Genomic DNA, 21,253 nt, shown 5'->3' on the forward strand with positions numbered 1-21,253 from the left:
GAGGAGAAATTATTTCGGTTTGTAGTTGGCGGCGCTGCCTGGCACCACCACACCCATGGAGATCACGTAGGTCAGGGCTTCGTCCACGCTCATCTGGAGCTCGATGCAGTCGGCTTTTCGAAGCATAACGAAATAGCCGCCGGTCGGGTTGGGCGTGGTCGGGACATAAATGCTCAGGTAATCATTCGGCAGGTGGTTGGCCACATCACCGCCCGGCATACCGGTCTGGAAGGCAATGGTCCAGACCCCTTCACGCGGCCACTGCACCAGCAGCGCCTTGCGAAACGCATTGCCGTTTTCGGAAAACAAGGTGTCGGACACCTGCTTGACGCTGGAATAAATCGACCGGACGATGGGAATGCGGCTGAGCAGCGCATCCCACCAGCGCACGAGTTTTTTGCCCAGGAAATTGCTGGCAATGGCACCAATCGACAACACGATGGCCAGGGCCAGCAACACGCCGAAACCCGGAATATGCACACCCAGCAATTTGTCCGGGTGCCAGCCGACCGGCAGGATTTGCAGCGTCTGGTCCAGCGTGCCTATGACCCAGTTCAGCAGCCATACGGTGACGGCCAGCGGCACCAGAACCAGCAGCCCGGCCAGCAGCCATCGACGTATGGCGGCCATCAGCTCGCCTTGCTAGGGGCGGCGGAGCCGCTCGCCGGTGAGGTGCTCGCAGCCGCCGGGGCCGGAGCCGCTGTCGTTGGGGCTGTGGACGCCGCCGGCTTGCTGTCTGCCGTGCTGCTGGCAGCCGACGTGTCCGAACCACTCACGGGCGGAACCGCCGTGGCACCACCGCCACCGCGGAAATCGGTCACATACCAGCCCGAACCCTTGAGCTGGAAACCGGCGGCAGTCAGCTGCTTTTTGAAAGCGGGTGCACCGCACTGGGGGCAGTCCGTCAGGGGCGCATCGGACATTTTTTGCAAAACGTCCTTGGAATGCCCGCAGGACTCGCATTTGTAAGCGTAGATTGGCATGGTGGTAGAGGTTTGGTCGCTGCTGTTTTACCCCACGGAACCCGCAGGATGCAAAACCTTCAATTATAGGCGTTAGGCCACTCCCACCCTGGCAGCGCGGTGATCAGCCTTCGGTAGACAGCCGGCGGTGCAGACCACGGTTGTTTTCAATGGTTTGCGGGGTCAAGGAGCCCACCAGCATGCCCAGGGTGGCGGCCAGCACACCGGCCAGCTGGGCCGGAAACTCCTGACCCAGCGTGGAAAAAGTGAACAACAGCCAGACGCCTATGCCGCACACCACCGAGAAAATCGCGCCCTGGGTGCTGGCTTTTTTCCAGTACAAGCCGGCCACCAGCGGCACAAACGCGCCGACCAGGGGCACCTGGTAGGCACCCGACACCATCTCGTAAATCGAGGTGCCCCGCATGGCGATGGCATAGGTGACCACCAGGCAACTGAACACCAGCACCGTGGCCCGCATCAGTTTGAGCTCACGTTTGTCGCTCATGCGCGGCTTGAACTGGCGCCAGATGTTCTCGACAAACGTCACGCTGGGCGCCAGCAAGGTCGCCGACGCGGTGGACTTGATGGCCGACAACAAGGCGCCGAAAAACAGCACCTGCATCACAAAAGGCATTTTTTCCAGCACCAGGGTCGGCAGGATTTTTTGCGGATCGTCCTTGAGCAGGAGGGCCGTCTGCTCCGGCATGATGATCAGGGCGCTGGCCACCAGGAACATGGGCACAAAGGCAAACAGGATGTAGCACACACCGCCTATGACCGGCCCCTTGGTGGCGGCGCTGTGGCTGTTGGCGGACATCACACGCTGAAAAACGTCCTGCTGCGGAATCGAGCCGAACATCATGGTGATGGCCGCGGCAAAGAAAAACACCATGTCCTTGAGCTGGGGTTCGGGCCAGAAGCGGAACAGGTCCTGGCTGGTGGCCAGGGCGATGACCTTGTCGGCGCCGCCGGCCTGGTTGCCGGCAAACACGGCCAGCACGGCCAGGCCCACCACCAGCACAATCATCTGGATGAAGTCGGTCACCGCCACCGACCACATGCCGCCAAACAAGGTGTAGGCCAGCACCGAGGCCGTGCCTATGAGCATGCCGGTCGTGGGGCTGATGGCGCCGCCCGACAGGAGGTTGAACACCAGCCCCAGCGCGGCGACCTGGGCCGCCACCCAGCCGAGGTAGCTGACCATGATGATGACGGAACACGCCACCTCGATGAGGCGGCCGTAACGCTCGCGGTAATAGTCGCTGATGGTCAGCAAGGACATCTTGTAGAGCTTGCCGGCAAAAAACAGGCCTACCAGAATCAAACAGGTGCCGGCGCCAAAGGGGTCTTCCACCACGCCGTTCAGGCCATGGCTGACAAACTTGGCCGGGATGCCCAGCACGGTTTCGGAGCCAAACCAGGTGGCGAACGTCGTGGTCACAATCATGACCAGCGGCAGGTTGCGCCCGGCCACGGCATAGTCCGACGTGTTTTTAACGCGCCTGGCGGCGTACAAGCCAATGATGATGGTGATCAGTAAATAGACGAAAACCAGGGTTAAAAGCAAAGCGGCCTCCTCAAGACTGCGTGATTATCCCCACATTTTCATCCCCACTTTCCCAGCCTCAAAAAAGCCGGATACGCAGCACCAGTTGCATGGCCAGCAGGCCCAAGGCAAAACCCAGGCCGCCGTAGATCAGGCTTTGCAGCAACTTGTTGGTGCGGCGCTGTTCCTGCAGCAGGTCCTGGAGATCCCGGTGGTTGCTGCCTGTCTGGCCTTTCAGGTATTGCTGCAACAGGCGCGGCAACATGGGCAGCAGCTTGGCGTAGGTCGGGGCCTCGGCCTTGAGTTGCTCCAGCAATTTATCGGGGCCGACCTGCTCCAGCATCCAGGTCTCCAGAAACGGCTTGGCCGTGCTCCACAGGTCGAGTTCGGGATCCAACTCGCGGCCCAGGCCTTCGATGTTGAGCAGGGTTTTTTGCAGCAACACCAGTTGCGGCTGGATCTCCACCTGGAAACGCCGCGAGGTCTGGAACAGACGCATCAACACCATGCCCAGTGATATCTCCTTGAGCGGTCGGTCGAAATAAGGCTCGCAACAGGCACGTATCGCGGCCTCGAGTTCGTCGACCCGTGTGCTGGGCGGCACCCAGCCGGACTCCAGGTGCAGCTCGGCCACACGTTTGTAGTCGCGCTGGAAAAACGCGCTGAAGTTCTGCGCCAGGTACTCTTTGTCCACCTCGGTGAGCGTGCCCACAATGCCAAAGTCCAGCGAGATATAACGCCCGAAGGTGGCGGCATCCAGGCTGACCTGGATATTGCCGGGGTGCATGTCGGCATGGAAAAAACCATCGCGAAAGACTTGCGTGAAGAAGATGGTGACGCCGTCACGCGCCAGCTTTTTCATGTCCACACCGGCATCGCGCAGGCGCTCGGCCTGGCCTATGGGTACGCCGTACATACGTTCCATCACCATCACGTCGGGCATACAGAAGTCCCAGATCATCTCCGGGATCAGCACCAGGTTGAGATTCTGCATGTTGCGGCGCAGTTGGGCCGCGTTGGCGGCCTCGCGCAACAAGTCCAGTTCGTCATGCAGGTATTTGTCAAACTCGGCCACCACTTCGCGCGGCTTGAGGCGTTTGCCATCGGCCGACATGCCTTCGATCCAGCCGGCCATCATGCGCATCAAGGCCAGGTCTTTTTCAATCGCCGGCAACATGTTGGGACGCAAGACCTTGACCGCCACCTCGCGGCCATTGGGCAAGGTCGCAAAGTGCACCTGCGCAATCGAGGCACTGGCCACGGGTTCGCGTTCAAAGGTGGCAAAAATCTGATCGACCGGCCTTCCAAAGGCTTTTTCAATGATGGCCATCGCCACGGCCGAGTCAAACGGCGGCACCCGGTCCTGCAGCTTGGCCAGTTCGTTGGAAATATCGGGCGGCAGCAAGTCGCGACGGGTCGACATGACCTGGCCGAACTTGACAAAAATCGGCCCCAGGCTTTCCAGTGCTTCGCGCAAACGCTCGCCACGCGGCGCCTTGAGGTTGCGGCCCATGGACACCACACGCGTCAGCCGCCGTATCCAGGGCTTTTCGAAACTGGACAGCACCAGCTCGTCCAAACCAAAACGCAGCACCGTCCAGACGATAAAAACGCCCCTGAAGAGGCGGCTCATGAAGCGGCCTTTGGCGGCTCCGGGGGGGTCGAGGCCGACACCGATGTGGACGACGACGGCGCCTGGGCCAGAAACTGCCGCAGACCGGCCAGTGCCTGGCGTGCCAGGTTGGAAAGGGTGTGGGCCGGCACGTCGCCGATCAGGCGCGACAGGTCTTCTTCCACATCCCAACGCAAGTTGTCGGCCAGCCAGGCGACTTCGGCGGCCAGTTGCACATCCCCTTCGATCTTGACGGGCGGCGCCTTGCCGGCCAGCACCGACTGCACCACCACGGCGGGGGACTCGGCCACCACGGCCAACAGCAGGTCGGGTTTGGACGCCGCTGGTGCGCGGTCCACCAGGCCCGCCGGTGTGATCAGCAGGTCCAGCGCAAACACGCCCCAACGCACATGGATCACGCTGCCTTTTTTGCGCAAGAGGCGGTTTTGCGCCTCTTTTTCCTGCATCAACACATGGTTCAGGAACAGGACAAGTTTTTGCTGGCCCTCATCCACCACCCAGGCGGGCGGTTGAAAACGGGTGGCCAGGGATTGCAGAAAAGAAAAAGGGGACGTGTTATTCATACGTCCCCGATTTTGCAGCAGATTGAAGAAAGCCCCTCCATCGGTCAAACGATTGAAGGGGCTTTAGTTCAGCAGGCGCCGCGGATCCGGCTTCGCCGGTCCGCAGGCGCAGTGCGCGAACGTGGGGGCTTATTGAAGGGCCTGAACGCCAGCGACAAGCCAGCCGCCGCCGCTGCGAGGTTTGGTCATGTTCCAGACTTCGCGGAAGGGGCTGGCGCCAGCCGACGCGTCTTCGCGGATCATGCCGGAGAACTCCACGCTGGCCATGTAGACATCGCTGAGCTCTTCAATACCCAAGAGCTTGGCGTCCAGCATGACCACATCGGTCTTGTTGGCCGTGCCACCGGTGTGTGATTCGCGGTCAGCCAGCTGGGCCTTGATCTGGGTCAGCATTTCGTCGGTCATCATGGCGCGCAGGCTGGTGACGTCGGAACGGTCCCAGGCGTCTTGCAAGGTCACAAAGTTGGTCTTGCAAGCCTTCAGGAAGCCTTCTGCATCAAAACCTGCGGGCACACCCCAGGACTGCGAACCAATCAGCGAGGAGCCGATCACCGAAGCGCCAGCGGCTGGCGTGTTGGATTCAAAGGCCGTGGTGTTGCGCTCCCAGGGCCGGGCCGAGGCGTCGTTGCCGACGTTTTCAGGGTTGTAGTTGCGCGGCGTGCTCGCATTGCCCGCCCCCTGGAAGGCATAAGGCGCCGAACCTTGGCCCTGGCCGTTGCCGGCCTTGAGCCTGCGCATCACAAAACCAACCACCACCATCACCACCAGGGCCAGCAAGGCAAACATGATGATCTGACCAAAAGCGCCGCCCAGACCCAGTGACGAAGCCAGCCAGGCCAGACCCAGACCTGCGGCCAAACCACCCAGCATCGCGCCCCAAGGCTTTTTAGGCGCCGCGGCGGCAGCGCCGGCGTTGGCCGGTGCCTGCGCTGGCGGCGTTGCCTGGCGCTGCGTGACATTGGACGATTGCCGGCCCACCGAGCCGCCGCCGCCCATGCGTTTGGCTTCCGCAGGCGCATAGGCCAAGAGCATGGTAGCGGTCAATACAGCCGCCAAAATCGCAGACCAAAGTTTCATAACGTCTCCTCTGATTAAACAAAACTCAACACTTGATTCCAACATGCAATGCCACCACCCCGCCGGTGAGGTTGTGATAGTCCACATGCCCAAAACCACCTTTGTGCATAAGGGCTTTTAATTCTTCCTGTCCCGGATGCATGCGAATCGACTCCGCCAGGTAGCGATAACTGGAGTCGTCGTTGGCCACCAGTTTGCCCAAGGTGGGCAGGACCTTGAACGAATACCAGTCGTAGGCTTTTTCCAGCGGCTTGGCAATTTTGGAAAACTCCAGCACCAGCAACTTGCCACCGGGCTTGAGCACACGGTTCATTTCCTGCAGGGCCTGGTCCTTGTGTGTCATGTTGCGCAAACCAAAGGCCACGGTCACCAGGTCAAAACTGGCATCGGGAAAAGGCAGGTGTTCGGCATCACAGACCGTGGTCGGCAAGACCTTGCCGGCATCCAGCAACCGGTCTCGGCCTTCGCGCAACATGGCTTCGTTGATGTCGGTGTGCACCACACAACCACTGGCGCCCACCTTGGACGAAAACGCCAGCGCCAAGTCGCCGGTGCCGCCGGCGATGTCCAGCACGCGCTGGCCTTCCTTGACGTCGGCCACCATCACCGTGTAGGCCTTCCAGACGCGATGCAGCCCCATGGACATCAGGTCGTTCATCACGTCGTATTTGGACGCAACCGAATCAAACACGCCGCGCACGCGGCCCGCCTTTTCCTTTTCGTCAACAGACTCAAAGCCAAAATGGGTACTTGTCATAAGCCAATGCTAGAGGCGAAAACCGCCAATTCAAGAGACAACCCTGTCCTCACCTAGGACATTGCCCCTGATTTATGTTGAAAAACAACACCGCCGCCCGCTGATACGGTGTGGCAAGCTATAAATTTGATAGCGCGCCCGGGGACGGTGCAAACGAATGTCAGTGGCTGCTGCAGGCGTGGCCGGCGGCCGCCACCATGGGTGCATCACGCAACATGCCGGCCGCCTCCAGGCGCTGCAGGTACTCGGCCCACAAACGCGGCTGCTCGGCGCCCAGGAAATACAGGTAGTCCCAGGAAAAAATGCCGCTTTCGTGGCCATCGGAAAAAACCGGCTTGACCGCATAGTTGCCGATCGGCTCCAGCTCAACCACGTTGACCTCGCGTTTGCCGGTCTGCAGCACTTCCTGGCCGGGGCCATGGCCCTGGACTTCGGCCGAGGGGGAATACACCCGCATCAGCTCAAACGGAATCTTGAACTCGGCGCCATCGGAAAAAGCAATTTCCAGCACCCGCGACTGGGTGTGCACCGTCAATGCGGTGGGAGTGGGTGTCCCGGGCTGAAGACCTGCCATGGTGGTGAATCGATTCTTTGAAAATGAATAAAACGCGGCCAGGGCCAGTTTGCCCTGATTCGGCTGATTTGCAAAACCCATGTTGGCCGTGGGTGCCCGTCCGCCGCCCATAGGCGGCGGACGGGCCCGGTGAAGGCCGGGTTAAACCAGCACCCGCTCGATGCCGCCGTGGTTGGCCGCTGCTACATAGGTCGGCAGCCATTCCTTGCCCAGGATCTGGTTGGCCATCTCGACCACGATGTAGTCGGCCTCCAGCAAACCGTTTTGCAAGTCATTGCCGAAGCGTGACAAGCCTTGCAGGCAGCTCGGGCAGCTGGTCAGGATCTTGACGTTGCCGCTCTCGCCGACAGCACCGCTGGCACGCAGCCTGGCTTCGTCTTTTTGCAGCTCTTCTTCCTTGCGAAAGCGGATTTGCGTCGAGATGTCCGGCCTCGTGACGCCCAGGGTGCCCGATTCGCCGCAGCAACGCTCCGACTTGAGCACCTGGTCGCCGAGCAAGGCCTTGACGGTTTTCATCGGCTCCTGCAGCTTCATGGGGCTGTGGCAGGGGTCGTGGTACAGATAGCCCTGGCCCGGCTGATCGGTTTTCAGCGTGATGCTTTTCTCGAGCAGGTATTCGTGGATGTCGATGATGCGGCAACCGGGGAATATCTTCTCGAACTCATAACCCTGCAACTGGTCATAACAGGTGCCGCAGCTCACTACCACCGTCTTGATGTCCAGGTAGTTCAGCGTGTTGGCCACGCGATGAAACAACACCCGGTTATCGGTGATGATTTTTTCGGCCTTGTCGAACTGACCGCTGCCCTTTTGCGGGTAACCGCAGCACAGGTAGCCCGGCGGCAACACGGTCTGCACGCCGGCATGCCAAAGCATGGCCTGGGTCGCCAGACCCACTTGCGAAAACAGGCGCTCGGAGCCGCAACCGGGGAAATAAAACACCGCTTCGGTTTCCGAGGTGGTGGTGGCCGGATTGCGGATGATGGGAACGTAGTCCTTGTCCTCGATGTCCAGCAGCGCACGGGCGGTTTTTTTGGGCAGGCCGCCTGGCATTTTTTTGTTGATGAAGTGAATCACCTGCTCTTTGACCGGCGCCCGGCCCACGCTGGCCGGCGGTTTGGCGGTCTGCCTGCGGGTCAAGGCACGCAACACATCGTTGGCGGCGCGTTGGGCCTTGAAGCCGACATCGACCATCGCACCGCGCATGAACTTGATGGTTTGCGGGCTAGTGGCATTCAGGAAAAACATGGCCGCCGCGTTGCCGGGGCGGAAGGATTTTTTCCCCATCTTGCGCAGCAGGTTGCGCATGTTCATGGAGACATCGCCAAAGTCGATGTCCACCGGGCACGGGCTCAGGCACTTGTGGCAAACCGTGCAATGGTCGGCCACGTCCTCGAACTCTTCCCAGTGTTTGATGCTGATGCCGCGCCGGGTCTGCTCTTCGTACAAAAAGGCTTCGACCAGCAAGGAGGTCGCCAGAATTTTGTTGCGCGGGCTGTACAGCAGGTTGGCGCGCGGCACATGGGTGGCGCACACCGGTTTGCATTTGCCGCAGCGCAGGCAGTCTTTCACGCTGTCGGCGATGGCGCCTATGTCGGACTGCTGCATGATCAGCGACTCATGGCCCATCAGGCCGAAGCTGGGCGTGTAGGCGTTGGTCAAATCGGCGAACAGTGCCTCGACCGGGCCATTTTTATAAGCCTTTTTGGCCTCCAGCCCAATACCGGTGGGCGCGAGAAGCTCTTTATTTCGTAGCAACTTGCCTTTGTTGAAACGCCCCTCGGGGTCCACCCTGAGCTTGTAGTCGGCGAAAGGCTGGAGTTCGTCATCGGTCAAAAACTCCAGCTTGGTGATGCCAATGCCGTGTTCACCGGAAATCACGCCGTCCAGCGAACGCGCCAGCACCATGATGCGGGCCACCGCCTGGTGCGCGGTTTGCAACATGTCGTAGTCGTCGCTGTTGACCGGCAGGTTGGTGTGCACATTGCCGTCACCGGCGTGCATGTGCAGGGCGGCCCAGACCCGGCCCTTGAGCACCTGTTTGTGAATCGCGGTGCAGGCCTCCAGAATCGGCACAAACGCGGCGCCCGAGAAAATCGTTTGCAGCGGCGCACGCAGCTGGGTTTTCCAGCTGGCGCGCAGGGTATGGTCCTGCAGTTGCGGGAACAAGGCATTGCTGTCCAGCAACCAGCCCGACCACAAAGCCCGCACCTCACCAAGCAGCGCCACCGCCTGGGCGACCCGGTCTTCCAGCAACTCGGCCGAAGGGATGTCGCCGGCGTCGTCCGACTTGCCCAGGGGCAAATTTCCCTTGAGGAAAAAAGCCTCCAGCGCGTCGCAGAGCTTGATCTTGTTGGCCAGGCTCAGCTCGATGTTGATACGTTCGATGCCGTCGGTGTATTCGGCCATGCGCGGCAGCGGAATCACCACGTCTTCATTGATCTTGAAGGCGTTGGTGTGCCGCGAAATGGCGGCCGTGCGTTTGCGGTCCAGCCAGAACTTTTTGCGCGCGTCCGGGCTGATGGCGATAAAACCTTCACCACGGCGCGAATTGGCAATCCGCACCACCTCGCTGGTCGCACGCGCCACCACGTCGGCATCGTCGCCGGCAATGTCGCCAAACAAGACCATTTTCGGCAGGCCGCCGTGGGTCTTGGACTTGGTCGCATAACCGACCGCCTTCAGGTAGCGGTCATCCAGATGCTCCAGGCCCGCGAGGATGGCGCCGCCGCGCTTTTGCTCGGCAAACATGAAGTCCTTGATCTCGACGATGCTGGGGACCGCGTCCTTGGCATTGCCGAAAAATTCCAGGCAAACCGTGCGGGTGTGCGCCGGCATGCGGTGCACAATCCAGCGCGCGCTGGTGATCAGGCCGTCACAGCCTTCCTTCTGGATGCCGGGCAGGCCGCTCAAAAACTTGTCGGTCACATCCTTGCCCAGGCCTTCCTTGCGGAAGGTTTTTCCGGGAATGTCCAGGCGTTCGGTGCGCACCAGGGTCTTGCCGTCGGCTTCGAAATATTTCAGCTCAAAGCTGGCCAGCTCGGCGTCGTGAATCTTGCCCAGGTTGTGGTTCAGACGTGTGACTTCCAGCCACTGCGCCTCGGGCGTCACCATGCGCCAGGAGGCCAGGTTGTCCAGGGCCGTGCCCCAGAGCACCGCTTTTTTGCCGCCGGCGTTCATGGCGATGTTGCCGCCTATGCAGGAGGCCTCGGCCGAGGTCGGGTCCACCGCAAAGACAAACCCGCCGCGTTCGGCCGCATCGGCCACACGCTGGGTCACCACACCGGCTTCGGTCCAGACCGTCGCGACGGGCTGGTCCAGACCGGGCAAGGCCACCTGTTCGACCTCGGTCATGGCCTCCAGTTTTTCGGTGTTGATGACGGCCGACTTCCAGCTCAGCGGAATCGCGCCGCCGGTGTAACCGGTGCCGCCGCCGCGCGGAATAATCGTCAGCCCGAGCTCGATACAACCCTTGACCAGGCCGGCCATTTCGACCTCGGTGTCCGGCGTCAACACCACAAACGGGTATTCGACGCGCCAGTCGGTGGCGTCCGTCACATGCGACACGCGCGACAGCCCGTCAAACTTGATGTTGTCCTTGAGTGTGAACTTGCCCAGCTTGCGTGCGGTCTGGCGGCGCAGGTCGGCCATCTCCTCGAAGGAGGTGGAAAAGCGGCTCACCGCGCCCCTGGCGGCATCCAGCAACTCGCCGACGATGGCGTCGCGCTGGCGGTCGGCTTCGGGTGTGCGGCGTTTTTCGACTTCACCAAGCCGGTGCTGCAAGGCCTCGACCAGCAGCTTGCGGCGCTTGGGGTTGTCCAGCAGGTCGTCCTGCAGGTAGGGGTTACGTTGCACCACCCAGACGTCGCCCAGCACCTCGTACAACATGCGGGCCGAACGGCCGGTACGGCGCTCCTCGCGCAGCAGGTTCAGCAAGTCCCAGGCACGGGTGCCCAGCAAGCGAATCACGATCTCGCGGTCGGAAAACGAGGTGTAGTTGTAGGGGATTTCGCGGATACGGGCTTGCCCGTGCGCCGCCTCAGGACTCACGTCGGAGGCGGAAACAGTCAATTCTTGGAGGGTGTCTGGGGCGTTCATCGTGGGGAAAATTCAGCCGTGGTCAGCTGCCATGCGTGCTGTGGGCCTATGTTACCGCAGCGCAGCATTATCCTGACGGCCCCGACCGGCCTCATGGAAATCCCGCTAGCTAAACCCGTGCCGGCTCGCGTAAATTACTTTGTCACAATCGGCGTCTAGACTGACCGTCATCAAAAATAAGGAGTTTTCATGAAGAACCGTTTTTCAGTAGCAGCGCTTGCCGTTTGCGCTCTGGCCCTGCCGCTGGCCAGCCAGGCCCAAACCGAAATCCAGTGGTGGCATTCCATGACCGCCGTGAACAACGAGTGGGTGAGCGACCTGGCCAAGCAGTTCAACGAAAGCCAGAAGGAATTCAAGGTTGTACCGACCTACAAGGGCACGTACGACGAGAACATGACGGCGGCGGTTGCCGCCTTCCGCTCGGGCAATGCGCCGCACATCCTGCAGGTGTTTGAAGTGGGCACGGCCACCATGATGGCCAGCAAGGGCGCCACCGTGCCCGTGGGCAAGATCATGACCGAGGCCGGCGTGGCGTTCGACCCCAAGGGCTACATCCCCGCCGTGGCCGGTTATTACACCGCCCCCAACGGCCAGATGCTGAGCTTTCCGTTCAACAGCTCGACCACCATCTTCTACTACAACAAGGACGCCTTCAAGAAGGCCGGCCTGAACGCGGACAAAGCCCCCGCCACCTGGCCTGAAGTGTTCGAGGCTGCCAAAAAGCTCAAGGCCAGCGGCCACAGCTGCCCCATGACCCTGGCCTGGCAGGGCTGGACCCAGCTGGAAAGCTTCTCGACCTGGCACAACGTCGAGTTCGCCACCCACCAGAACGGCCTGGGCAAGGACGGTTATGCCGCGCGCCTGAAGATCAACTCGCCGCTGCACGTGCGCCACATCGACAACCTGGCCAAAGCCGCCGCCGCTGGCGAATTCGTCTACAAAGGCCGCGGCGCACTGCCACAAGCCTCGTTCACCGCTGGCGAATGCGCGATGATCCAGACCTCTTCGGGTTATTACGGCGATGTCGCCAAGAACGCCAAGTTCGCCTACGGCCTGGCACCCCTGCCCTACTACCCCGACGTCAAGGGCGCGCCGCAAAACACCGTGATCGGTGGCGCATCGCTGTGGGTCATGGCCGGCAAGAAGCCCGCCGAGTACAAGGGCGTGGCCAAGTTCTTCGAATTCCTGTCGCAAACCAAGGTGCAGTCGGCCAGCCACCAACGCACGGGCTACCTGCCTGTCACCATGGCGGCCTACGACCTGACCGAAAAATCGGGCTTCTACCAAAAGAACCCCGGCACCGACACGGCCGTCACGCAGATGATTCGCAAGGTGACCGACAACTCGCGCGGTATCCGCCTGGGCAATTACGTTCAGATCCGCACCATCGAGGACGAAGAACTCGAATCGGTGTGGTCGGGCAAGCAGTCGGCCAAGACCGCCCTGGACGCCGTCGTGAAACGCGGCGACGAACTGCTGGTGCGCTTCGAACGCGCCAACAAGGGCAAATAAGCGGCCAGCAGACCCTGGGGCTGAAAAACCCGGGGTCTGGGCTAAGGCACAATAGCGCCACTTCGTGTGGCATTGCGCCACTTTTTTGCATTTGGAGTCGCGTTTGTGCGCCGGCCCACCCCCCTCATCCGCCGGGCCTCACAAGGGCTCCGGCGGTTGTTTTATTGTGAATCTCCATGGAAAAACGCGTACTTTTCCGCTCCCAATGGCTGCCCTGGGCATTGCTCATGCCGCAGCTCGTCATCATAGGCGTCTTCTTTTTCTGGCCCGCCAGCCAGGCGATCCTGCAGTCCCTGCAGGTGCAGGATGCCTTTGGACTGTCCACCGAATGGGTCGGCCTCGACAACTTCCGTCACTTGTGGAATGACCCCACTTACCTGGCGTCGTTCAAGACCACCGCCTGGTTCTCGGTGCTGGTTGCCGTGTTGGGCATCAGCATCTCGCTGGTGCTGGCCATTTTTGCCGACCGCATTGTGCGCGGCGCCATGATCTACAAGACCTTGCTGATCCTGCCCTACGCCGTAGCGCCGGTGATCGCCGGCGTGTTGTGGGTGTTCATTTTTTCACCCTCCATCGGGGTGGCGACCTTTGGCCTGCGCGCCCTCGGCGTGGACTGGAACTACCAGATGAACGAAAGCCAGGCCATGACGCTCATCGTGGTCGCCTCGGTCTGGAAACAGATTTCGTACAACTTCCTGTTCTTCCTGGCCGGCCTGCAATCCATCCCCAAGTCGCTGATCGAGGCTGCCTCCATCGACGGTGCCGGCCCGTGGCGGCGCTTCTGGAACATCCAGCTGCCGCTGCTGTCGCCGACCACCTTTTTCCTGCTGGTGATCAACATCGTCTACGCCTTCTTCGACACCTTCGGCATCATCGACTCCACCACCGCTGGCGGCCCTGGCCAGTCGACCTCGATCCTGGTCTACAAGGTCTACCAGGACGGCTTCAAGGCGCTGGACCTGGGCGGCTCGGCCGCACAGTCGGTGATCCTGATGATTATCGTGGTGGCACTGACCGTCGTGCAATTCCGCTACGTCGAGAAAAAGGTGCAGTACTGATGCGTTGTGCCTCGTTTTGTTTTGTGAATCTGGAGCCCGTCCATGGTTGACCGCCGCCCCTGGCTCACCATCCTGTCCCACGCCGTCATGATTCTCGGCGTGCTGGTGGTGGCCTTTCCGCTGTACCTGGCCTTCATTGCCTCGACCCACACGCCCGATGCCATCGTCCAGGCGCCCATGCCGCTGCTGCCCGGTACCAACCTGTGGGAGAGCTACAAGGCGGCCCTGCTGGGTTCGGGCAAGCTCGGCTCCAACACCACGGTGGCGCACATGATGTGGGTCAGCTTTGTGACCGCCATGGTGATCACCGTGGGCAAGATCGCGATCTCGCTGCTGTCGGCGTTCGCCATCGTGTACTTCCGCTTTCCCTTCAAGATGTTCTGCTTCTGGGCCATTTTTGTGACCCTGATGCTGCCCGTGGAAGTGCGGATTTTGCCCACCTACAAGGTGGTGGCCGAACTCGGCATGCTCAACAGCTACGCCGGCCTGACGCTGCCGTTGATCGCTTCGGCCACCGCCACCTTCCTGTTCCGCCAGTTCTTCCTGACGGTGCCGGACGAGCTGGTGGAGGCTGCGCGCATGGACGGCGCCGGCCCCATGCGCTTCTTCAAGGACATCCTGGTGCCGCTGTCCAAGACCTCGATCGCGGCGCTGTTCGTGATCCAGTTCATCTACGGCTGGAACCAGTACCTGTGGCCGCTGCTCATGACCACCAGCGAAGACATGTACCCGGTGGTGATCGGCATCAAGCGCATGGTTGCCGGTGGCGGCGAAGCCGCCATCGACTGGAACATCGCCATGGCCACCGCCATCCTGGCCATGTTGCCGCCCACGGCCGTGGTGATCCTGATGCAGAAGTGGTTTGTCAAAGGCTTGGTCGATACCGAGAAATAAGCCGCATCCACCCTCTTTTGACCTATTGAACGAATACTCCTATGGCATCCATTTCCCTGAAAAACGTCGTCAAGCGCTACGGTACCGGCAAGACCGCCGTGCCCGTGATCCACGGCGTGAATGCTGAAATCGCAGACCGTGAATTCATCGTCATCGTCGGCCCCTCGGGCTGCGGCAAGTCCACCCTGCTTCGCATGATCGCCGGCCTGGAAGAAATTTCCGGCGGCGACATCTGCATCGGCGACCGCGTGGTGAACAACCTCGAACCGGCCGAGCGCGACATCGCCATGGTGTTCCAGAACTACGCGCTCTACCCGCACATGACGAACTTCGAAAACATGGCCTATGGCCTGAAGATCGCCAAGGTGCCCAAGGACGAGATCAAGGCCCGCGTGGACAAGGCCGCCAAGATCCTGGAGCTGTCGCACCTGCTAGACCGCAAGCCGCGCCAGCTTTCGGGCGGCCAGCGCCAGCGTGTGGCCATGGGCCGTGCCATCGTGCGCCAGCCCCAGGTCTTCCTGTTCGATGAACCGCTGTCCAACCTGGACGCCAAGCTGCGCGTGCAAACCCGCCTGGAAATCCAGAAGCTGCACCGCGAACTCGGCATCACCTCGCTGTTCGTGACCCACGACCAGGTCGAGGCCATGACCCTGGCGCAGCGCATGATTGTCATGAACGCCGGTCGCATGGAGCAGTTCGGCACGCCGGAAGAGGTTTACAACCGGCCGGCGACCACCTTTGTCGCCAGCTTCATGGGTTCGCCGCCCATGAACCTGCTCCTCCATGCGCCCAATGCCGACTTCGGCGGCCAGCCCGGCACCATCCTGGGCATTCGGCCGGAACACCTGCAGATCGGCGCCACCGGTTGGGCCGTGCAGGTGGATGCGCTGGAAATGCTGGGCGCCGAGCGCCTGGTGTATTGCCGTTTCGGCGATGAGTTCCTGATCGTGCGCACCGATGAACACCAGGCCGTGCCGGAGATAGGTGCAACCATCCTTGTGGCACCGCGTACCGACCGGCTGCACTGGTTTGACGCCGAAAGCGGGAAACGGCTGTAATTTCAGAGGAAAGCCATGATGCCGTCGCCCATAAAACCCTGGCCCTATCCACGCTGGATCGCCCACCGCGGCGCCGGCAAGCTGGCGCCGGAAAACACCCTGACCGCTTTCAAACTGGGCGCCAGCCACGGCTACCGCATGTTTGAGTGCGATGTAAAACTCGAGTGCCGACGGCGTGCCGTTTCTGTTGCATGACGCCACGCTGGAACGCACAACGACGGGCAGGGGCACGGGCGGCGCGCTGCCCTGGAGCCAACTGTCGCAACTCGACGCCGGTAGCTGGCACTCGCGCGCGCATGCCGGCGAGCCGCTGTCGAGTTTCGAGAGCATTGCACGCTACTGCCTGCACAACGGCTATTTCCTCAATATCGAGATCAAGCCCACGCCTGGTGTTGAACGGCACACCGGGGAGGTGGTAGCCGCGCATGCGGCCAGGCTTTGGAAAAACACCGAGGTGCCGCCGTTGCTGACCTCCTTTAGCGTTGAAGCGCTGGAAGGCGCCCAGGAAACCCAGCCGCAAATGCCGCGCGGCCTGTTGCTCGACACCCTGCATAAAGGTTGGCTGGAGACCGCTCACCGGCTCGAATGCGTGGCTATCGTCTGCAATTACGCGCTGTGGGACCGCACCACGGTGGCACAGGCCCAGCGCGCTGGCTATCGCACCTTGAGCTATACCGTCAACGATGAATGGGTGGCCCGGCACCTGATCGAACTCGGCACCGACGGCATCATCACCGACCGCGTGGACTTGTTTTCGCCCGCGGCCTGAGCCAGCGCGGACTCGGTCCGGCCTGGCCCAGCTAGCCGACCTTGATGTTGGCCGCTTGTGCCGACCCTACCCGCCTCTTACCCGGCTCTGGCGGCGACGCGGCCCGCGCGTTAACGCTTCCAGCCGCGCAGCAACACCCACTGGCAAGTCGCTGCGCCCAGCGCCAGCAGCGCATAACTGGCCATCTTGCCGTCGCGGCCAAAATAGACCAGCCCGGCCAACAACAGCGCCACAGACACTACAAAAACAATAGCTGCCTGCACCCACAGGGAAAGGGCCAGAGGCCTGTTTGATCTAAAAAATTGAGAAAACACCCAACTCAGCAGCACCACCAGCAAGGCGACCACCGCCGCCGGCGCCATGAAATTGAGCAATTGGTTGGTCAGGTTGAGTGCGGTCATGGCAGCGGCGGGGGAAAAGGCCTGGCGCGCCAGGGTTTGACCGGCGTCAAAGGTGATTGAAAGAATGTAAGCACCGGCTCCTCTCTTCAATTTTATAATCGGAGGATGTCAGTCTGGGCCTTAGGCATCAACCATACCACCGCACCGCTCGATTTGCGCGGGCGTTTTGCGTTCGCCATCGACCAGATCGCACCGACCTTGACGGGCTTGCGCGCCTCCCTGGCGCGCCAGCCCGAGGCGACCTTGCTGTCGACCTGCAACCGCACCGAGATTTATTGCGCCGGCGAGCGGTCCGACCTCGAGCACACGCTGGCATGGCTGGCGCAACATGGCGGCGTCTCGCCGGCCCTGCTGCGCTCCCATTCCTACACCCTGGAAAACGACCAGGCCGCGCGCCATGCGTTTCGCGTCGCCAGCGGACTCGACTCCATGGTGCTGGGCGAGCCGCAGATTCTGGGCCAGATGAAAGATGCCGTGCGTGCCGCCGAAGACGCGGGCGCCATGGGCTCTACCTTGCACCAGTTGTTCCAGCGCTCGTTTGCCGTAGCCAAGGAAGTGCGCACCAGCACCGAGATAGGCGCACACAGCATCAGCCTGGCGGCCGCCTCGGTGCGGCTGGCGGGCCAGCTGTTTGAAAACCTGAGCGACATTCGTATCTTGTTTGTCGGTGCCGGCGAGATGATAGATCTTGCGGCCACCCACTTTGCCGCCAAAAACCCCAAATCCATGACGGTGGCCAACCGCACCCTGGAGCGCGGTGAAAAACTCGCCAGCCGTTTTGGCGCCGAAGTCATGCGCCTGGCCGACCTGCCCAGCCGCCTGCACGAATTTGACGCGGTGATCAGTTGCACCGCCAGCACCCTGCCCATCATCGGCCTGGGCGCGGTGGAGCGCGCGGTCAAGCTGCGTAAACACCGGCCCATGTTCATGGTCGACCTGGCCGTGCCGCGCGACATCGAGCCCGAGGTCAAGGCCTTGCCCGATATCTACCTGTACACGGTGGACGACCTGGCCCACGTGGTGCAAACCGGCAAGGACAGCCGGCAGGCGGCCGTGGCGCAGGCCGAGGTCATCATCGATGCGGGCGTGCAAAACTTCATGCACTGGATGGGCCAAAGGCGCACCGTGCCGCTGATCCAGCAGCTCAATGCGCAGACCGACGAGTGGCGCGCGACCGAAATCACACGCGCCAAAAAACTGCTGGCGCGCGGCGAGTCGGTCGACACCGTGCTCGAAGCCTTGTCGCGCGGCCTGACGCAAAAAATGTTGCACGGCACCCTGGCCGAGTTGCATGCCGGTGATGCGGGCAGCCGCGAAGCCACGGCACAAACCGTCTCCCGCCTGTTTTTGCGCGGCAGCCTGCCCAAAGCCAACAAAGAGCGTTAGCGTCGCTGCCGGGACCTGCTTGTCAGGTCGACCGCTCCCGCGGCGCCGGCCTGGCCGGATGCCCGTCCCCACCGTTTTTGCCCCCGGACGTTTTCCCGATGAAACCCTTTCTCCGCCAAACCCTGGACCGCCAGATTTTCCGCCTGCATGAGCTGGATGCCTTGCTGTCGGCCAGCGACGTGGTCAGCAACATGGAGCGTTTTCGCAACCTCACGCGTGAACATGCCGAGGCCAGCGTGGTGGTCGGCCAGTACCAGCGGCTGACGGCGCGCGAGGCCGACCTGGCCAGCGCACAAGCCATGCTGGCCGAGGCCAAGGATGACCCCGAGATGGCCGCCATGGCCGAGGAAGAAATCGCCGCGGCAGAGGCCGACATCACCAGCCTGGACGAAGCCCTGCAGCTGATGCTGATCCCCAAGGACCCGGACGATGCCCGCCCGGCCTTTATCGAAATCCGCGCCGGCACCGGCGGCGACGAATCGGCGCTGTTTGCGGGCGATTTGTTTCGCATGTACACCCGCTTCGCCGAACGCAAAGGCTGGGCCGTGGAGGTTGTCAGCGAATCGTCGAGCGAGCTGGGCGGCTACAAGGAGGTGGTGCTGCGTATAGCCGGCGCCACCGACAACACGGGTGCCGGCGTTTACGGCAAGCTGCGTTTCGAGTCGGGCGGGCACCGCGTACAACGTGTGCCGGCCACCGAAACCCAGGGCCGCATCCACACCAGCGCCTGCACCGTGGCGGTCTTGCCCGAGCCCGACGAACTTGAGGCCATCAAGATCAACCCGGCCGACTTGCGCATAGACACTTACCGCGCCAGCGGCGCCGGCGGTCAGCACATCAACAAGACCGACTCGGCCGTGCGTATCACCCACCTCCCGACCGGCATCGTCGCCGAATGCCAGGAAGGCCGGAGCCAGCACAGCAACAAGGCCCAGGCGCTGAAAGTGCTGACCGCCCGCATCCACGAAAAAGACCGCTCCGAACGCGCCGCCAAGGACGCGGCCATGCGCAAGGGCCTGGTCGGCAGCGGCGACCGCAGCGACCGCATACGCACCTACAACTTCCCCCAGGGCCGGCTGACCGACCACCGCATCAACCTGACCCTGTACAAACTGCTGGCCATCATGGAAGGTGACCTGGACGACGTGGTCACCGCCCTGCAGGTGGCGCGCGGCGCCGAACTGCTGGCGGAGCTGGAAACCGACTTGAACGGTTGAATCCCGGTTGTTCATGCATTAAATTGGCCTCTAGCCCTTATTCAACGGGCGCAAGCAGCTACTATTTTTATAGCGAATCACCCACCTGTGACCACCCTCACCTGCACACAAGCGCTGACCGCCGCCCAGACCCTGGGACTGGATCGCCTGGACGCCCAGTTGCTGCTGCTGCACGTACTGGGCAAACCGGACAGTGACCGGGCCTGGCTGCTGGCACATGACACAGACCTGCTGCCGGACGCAGTCGCGCAAGAGTTCCAACAGCTCAGCCTGCGCCGCGCCAGTGGCGAGCCGCTGGCCTACATCGTCGGCAGCAAGGAGTTCTTCGGCATGACGCTGCAGGTGGATGCCCGCGTGCTGGTGCCGCGGCCCGACACCGAAACCCTGGTCGAGTGGGCGCTGCATTGCCTGGCCGACCTGCCGGCCGCGGCCCGCGTGCTGGACCTGGGCACCGGCAGCGGTGCGATTGCCCTGGCCCTGAAAAACAGCCAGCCCAGCCTGGACGTCACGGCGGTGGACACCAGCACGGACGCCCTGGCCGTGGCCCGCGCCAACGCCAGCCAGCATCAGTTGGCCATCCATTTCATCGAAGGCAGCTGGCTTGACCAGGTGGACGGCCACTTTCACCTGATTGCCAGCAACCCGCCTTATGTGGCCGACGCCGACCCGCATTTGCCGGCCCTGGCCCATGAGCCGCTACAGGCACTGACGGCCGGGCCCGACGGCCTGAGCGATATCCGCCACATCATTGCGCAAGCCACCGCCCACCTGTTGCCGCAAGGCTGGTTGCTGCTGGAACATGGTTACGACCAGGCCGAGGCCGTGTGTGCTTTGCTGACACAACACGGCTTCACTGAAGTGCAAAACCGGACCGACCTGGCCGGCATTAACCGTTGTTCGGGCGGTCGCTGGACTGGCCACGCCGGCAGCCCGCCACAAACAGCGGGATAATCAAGCATTGATTTCCTGCTTTTGACTTCCATTTATTGATTGACTGTTGGCAGGCGCAGGCCGGTGTGGAACCGGTGACCGCGTGCCCCCTCCAAAGGAACTGAAATGAACGCTACCCAGCAACGCATAGACCAGATCGTCAAAGCCAATGACGTGGTGCTCTTCATGAAAGGCACAGCGCAGTTCCCACAGTGCGGCTTTTCGGGCCGCGCGATTCAGGTGCTCAAGGCTTGCGGCGTGACCAAACCCGCCACCGTGAACGTGCTGGAAGACGAAGAAATCCGCCACGGCATCAAGGAATACAGCAACTGGCCCACAATTCCCCAGCTGTATGTGAAAGGCGAATTTGTAGGCGGCTCGGACATCATGATGGAGATGTACCAGAACGGCGAACTGCAGCAGGTGCTGGGCACCAGCGCCGCCTGAATCTGCCTGACCACGGCCGCGTCAGCGCGGCCGCTCGCTCTTAGCGCTTACGCGCTGGTTCAGTCCGTATAACCTTCGCAGGCCCCGGCATTCACGCGGCCCTTGCATTCACGCTTGAGCCGCGTCGACCGTTCCTTTTTGGTTTCCTGCGAGCCGGGGATGAACTTGGCGGTTTTGCCTTGTCCGGCCACCTTGGTTTTGGCTGGTTTTTTACCGGCTTTGACTTGAGTGGGCGGGTTCAACACTTCTAAGGCCTGGGCGCGCGCTTCAGCGCCGCCTACCAGCAACAGGGCCGATGCGCTCATCGCCATGAGCGGCTGGATCATCCAGTTTTTCATTGTTTTCCCCTCCCTTTATTAAGGCGGTTG

General features: G+C 61.8%; 19 protein-coding genes and 1 pseudogene. 9 read left to right on the forward strand and 11 right to left on the reverse strand.

Annotated features, from left to right (window positions below; genetic code table 11):
• Positions 1-9: 9 nt before the first annotated feature.
• From ACHMXK_RS18920 to ACHMXK_RS18960, 9 genes are all read right to left on the reverse strand, one after another.
• Positions 10-630, reverse strand: coding sequence for a DUF502 domain-containing protein (locus ACHMXK_RS18920; RefSeq protein ID WP_397442065.1), 621 nt, complete (start codon positions 628-630; stop codon positions 10-12).
• Positions 630-983: an FmdB family zinc ribbon protein gene (locus tag ACHMXK_RS18925; RefSeq protein WP_397442066.1), complete on the reverse strand. Its 354-nt coding sequence runs from the start codon at positions 981-983 to the stop codon at positions 630-632. Before ACHMXK_RS18925 ends, ACHMXK_RS18920 begins: the two co-directional genes overlap by 1 nt.
• A 103-nt stretch (positions 984-1,086) precedes the next feature.
• Positions 1,087-2,532: a sodium:solute symporter family protein gene (locus tag ACHMXK_RS18930; protein ID WP_397442067.1), complete on the reverse strand. Its 1,446-nt coding sequence runs from the start codon at positions 2,530-2,532 to the stop codon at positions 1,087-1,089.
• A gap of 58 nt (positions 2,533-2,590) precedes the next feature.
• Positions 2,591-4,144 (reverse strand): ubiquinone biosynthesis regulatory protein kinase UbiB, encoded by a 1,554-nt coding sequence (ubiB, locus tag ACHMXK_RS18935; RefSeq protein WP_397442068.1) that lies wholly within the window; start codon positions 4,142-4,144, stop codon positions 2,591-2,593.
• Complete coding sequence (locus ACHMXK_RS18940) at positions 4,141-4,707, reverse strand: hypothetical protein (RefSeq protein ID WP_397442069.1); 567 nt, start codon at positions 4,705-4,707, stop codon at positions 4,141-4,143. Before ACHMXK_RS18940 ends, ubiB begins: the two co-directional genes overlap by 4 nt.
• A gap of 129 nt (positions 4,708-4,836) precedes the next feature.
• Positions 4,837-5,784, reverse strand: coding sequence for a Tim44 domain-containing protein (locus ACHMXK_RS18945; RefSeq protein ID WP_397442070.1), 948 nt, complete (start codon positions 5,782-5,784; stop codon positions 4,837-4,839).
• 25 nt (positions 5,785-5,809) lie between these two features.
• A complete protein-coding gene (gene ubiE, locus ACHMXK_RS18950) occupies positions 5,810-6,541 on the reverse strand; it encodes a bifunctional demethylmenaquinone methyltransferase/2-methoxy-6-polyprenyl-1,4-benzoquinol methylase UbiE (RefSeq protein ID WP_397442071.1) in 732 nt (243 codons plus the stop codon).
• A gap of 160 nt (positions 6,542-6,701) precedes the next feature.
• The gene (locus ACHMXK_RS18955; RefSeq protein ID WP_397442072.1) at positions 6,702-7,115 is read right to left on the reverse strand and encodes a gamma-butyrobetaine hydroxylase-like domain-containing protein; all 414 of its coding nucleotides are present in this window, start codon (positions 7,113-7,115) and stop codon (positions 6,702-6,704) included.
• Between the two features lie 141 nt (positions 7,116-7,256).
• Positions 7,257-11,213: a DUF3683 domain-containing protein gene (locus tag ACHMXK_RS18960; RefSeq protein ID WP_397442073.1), complete on the reverse strand. Its 3,957-nt coding sequence runs from the start codon at positions 11,211-11,213 to the stop codon at positions 7,257-7,259.
• A gap of 189 nt (positions 11,214-11,402) precedes the next feature.
• On the opposite strand from ACHMXK_RS18960, the gene ugpB reads away from it, so the two are divergent.
• The 5 genes and pseudogenes from ugpB (at position 11,403) to ugpQ (ending at position 16,504) form a co-directional block, all read left to right on the forward strand.
• The gene (gene ugpB / locus ACHMXK_RS18965; RefSeq protein ID WP_397442074.1) at positions 11,403-12,725 is read left to right on the forward strand and encodes a sn-glycerol-3-phosphate ABC transporter substrate-binding protein UgpB; all 1,323 of its coding nucleotides are present in this window, start codon (positions 11,403-11,405) and stop codon (positions 12,723-12,725) included.
• Positions 12,726-12,901: 176 nt separating this feature from the next.
• Entirely contained in the window at positions 12,902-13,783 is an 882-nt protein-coding gene (ugpA, locus tag ACHMXK_RS18970) for a sn-glycerol-3-phosphate ABC transporter permease UgpA (RefSeq protein WP_397442075.1), read from the forward strand.
• A gap of 42 nt (positions 13,784-13,825) precedes the next feature.
• The gene (ugpE, locus tag ACHMXK_RS18975) at positions 13,826-14,677 is read left to right on the forward strand and encodes a sn-glycerol-3-phosphate ABC transporter permease UgpE (protein ID WP_397442076.1); all 852 of its coding nucleotides are present in this window, start codon (positions 13,826-13,828) and stop codon (positions 14,675-14,677) included.
• 41 nt (positions 14,678-14,718) lie between these two features.
• Complete coding sequence (locus tag ACHMXK_RS18980; RefSeq protein WP_397442077.1) at positions 14,719-15,735, forward strand: sn-glycerol-3-phosphate import ATP-binding protein UgpC; 1,017 nt, start codon at positions 14,719-14,721, stop codon at positions 15,733-15,735.
• Positions 15,736-15,753: 18 nt separating this feature from the next.
• A pseudogene (gene ugpQ, locus ACHMXK_RS18985) lies at positions 15,754-16,504 on the forward strand (glycerophosphodiester phosphodiesterase).
• A gap of 110 nt (positions 16,505-16,614) precedes the next feature.
• Here ugpQ and ACHMXK_RS18990 read toward each other — a convergent pair.
• Positions 16,615-16,905: a hypothetical protein gene (locus ACHMXK_RS18990; RefSeq protein WP_397442078.1), complete on the reverse strand. Its 291-nt coding sequence runs from the start codon at positions 16,903-16,905 to the stop codon at positions 16,615-16,617.
• A 105-nt stretch (positions 16,906-17,010) separates the two neighbouring features.
• On the opposite strand from ACHMXK_RS18990, the gene hemA reads away from it, so the two are divergent.
• The 4 genes from hemA to grxD all read left to right on the forward strand — a co-directional run bounded on the left by hemA (position 17,011) and on the right by grxD (position 20,885).
• Positions 17,011-18,291, forward strand: a complete 1,281-nt coding sequence (hemA, locus tag ACHMXK_RS18995; RefSeq protein WP_397442079.1) for a glutamyl-tRNA reductase — start codon at positions 17,011-17,013, stop codon at positions 18,289-18,291.
• A 98-nt stretch (positions 18,292-18,389) separates the two neighbouring features.
• Complete coding sequence (gene prfA, locus ACHMXK_RS19000; RefSeq protein ID WP_397442080.1) at positions 18,390-19,508, forward strand: peptide chain release factor 1; 1,119 nt, start codon at positions 18,390-18,392, stop codon at positions 19,506-19,508.
• Positions 19,509-19,595: 87 nt separating this feature from the next.
• Positions 19,596-20,459, forward strand: coding sequence for a peptide chain release factor N(5)-glutamine methyltransferase (gene prmC, locus ACHMXK_RS19005; protein WP_397442081.1), 864 nt, complete (start codon positions 19,596-19,598; stop codon positions 20,457-20,459).
• Positions 20,460-20,564: 105 nt separating this feature from the next.
• On the forward strand, positions 20,565-20,885 hold the full coding sequence (gene grxD, locus ACHMXK_RS19010; protein WP_397442082.1) for a Grx4 family monothiol glutaredoxin: 321 nt from the start codon (positions 20,565-20,567) through the stop codon (positions 20,883-20,885).
• Between the two features lie 59 nt (positions 20,886-20,944).
• Here grxD and ACHMXK_RS19015 read toward each other — a convergent pair whose 3' ends face one another.
• On the reverse strand, positions 20,945-21,223 hold the full coding sequence (locus ACHMXK_RS19015) for a hypothetical protein (RefSeq protein WP_397442083.1): 279 nt from the start codon (positions 21,221-21,223) through the stop codon (positions 20,945-20,947).
• Between the last annotated feature and the right edge of the window lie 30 nt (positions 21,224-21,253).

The sequence above is a fragment of the Polaromonas sp. UC242_47 genome (assembly GCF_044452385.1).
GTDB lineage: Bacteria > Pseudomonadota > Gammaproteobacteria > Burkholderiales > Burkholderiaceae_C > Polaromonas.

Bases quoted from the DNA above. Each gene is read 5' to 3' on its own strand.
- ACHMXK_RS18940 (WP_397442069.1), bottom strand. From the start codon at position 4,707: ATGAATAACACGTCCCCTTTTTCTTTTCTGCAATCCCTGGCCACCCGT.
- ubiB (WP_397442068.1), bottom strand. From the start codon at position 4,144: ATGAGCCGCCTCTTCAGGGGCGTTTTTATCGTCTGGACGGTGCTGCGT.
- grxD (WP_397442082.1), top strand. From the start codon at position 20,565: ATGAACGCTACCCAGCAACGCATAGACCAGATCGTCAAAGCCAATGAC.
- ACHMXK_RS18960 (WP_397442073.1), bottom strand. From the start codon at position 11,213: ATGAACGCCCCAGACACCCTCCAAGAATTGACTGTTTCCGCCTCCGAC.
- ACHMXK_RS18980 (WP_397442077.1), top strand. From the start codon at position 14,719: ATGGCATCCATTTCCCTGAAAAACGTCGTCAAGCGCTACGGTACCGGC.
- ugpE (WP_397442076.1), top strand. From the start codon at position 13,826: ATGGTTGACCGCCGCCCCTGGCTCACCATCCTGTCCCACGCCGTCATG.
- ugpA (WP_397442075.1), top strand. From the start codon at position 12,902: ATGGAAAAACGCGTACTTTTCCGCTCCCAATGGCTGCCCTGGGCATTG.
- ACHMXK_RS18920 (WP_397442065.1), bottom strand. From the start codon at position 630: ATGGCCGCCATACGTCGATGGCTGCTGGCCGGGCTGCTGGTTCTGGTG.
- ugpB (WP_397442074.1), top strand. From the start codon at position 11,403: ATGAAGAACCGTTTTTCAGTAGCAGCGCTTGCCGTTTGCGCTCTGGCC.
- ACHMXK_RS18945 (WP_397442070.1), bottom strand. From the start codon at position 5,784: ATGAAACTTTGGTCTGCGATTTTGGCGGCTGTATTGACCGCTACCATG.
- ubiE (WP_397442071.1), bottom strand. From the start codon at position 6,541: ATGACAAGTACCCATTTTGGCTTTGAGTCTGTTGACGAAAAGGAAAAG.
- ACHMXK_RS19015 (WP_397442083.1), bottom strand. From the start codon at position 21,223: ATGAAAAACTGGATGATCCAGCCGCTCATGGCGATGAGCGCATCGGCC.
- prfA (WP_397442080.1), top strand. From the start codon at position 18,390: ATGAAACCCTTTCTCCGCCAAACCCTGGACCGCCAGATTTTCCGCCTG.
- ACHMXK_RS18955 (WP_397442072.1), bottom strand. From the start codon at position 7,115: ATGGCAGGTCTTCAGCCCGGGACACCCACTCCCACCGCATTGACGGTG.
- ACHMXK_RS18990 (WP_397442078.1), bottom strand. From the start codon at position 16,905: ATGACCGCACTCAACCTGACCAACCAATTGCTCAATTTCATGGCGCCG.
- hemA (WP_397442079.1), top strand. From the start codon at position 17,011: ATGTCAGTCTGGGCCTTAGGCATCAACCATACCACCGCACCGCTCGAT.
- ACHMXK_RS18925 (WP_397442066.1), bottom strand. From the start codon at position 983: ATGCCAATCTACGCTTACAAATGCGAGTCCTGCGGGCATTCCAAGGAC.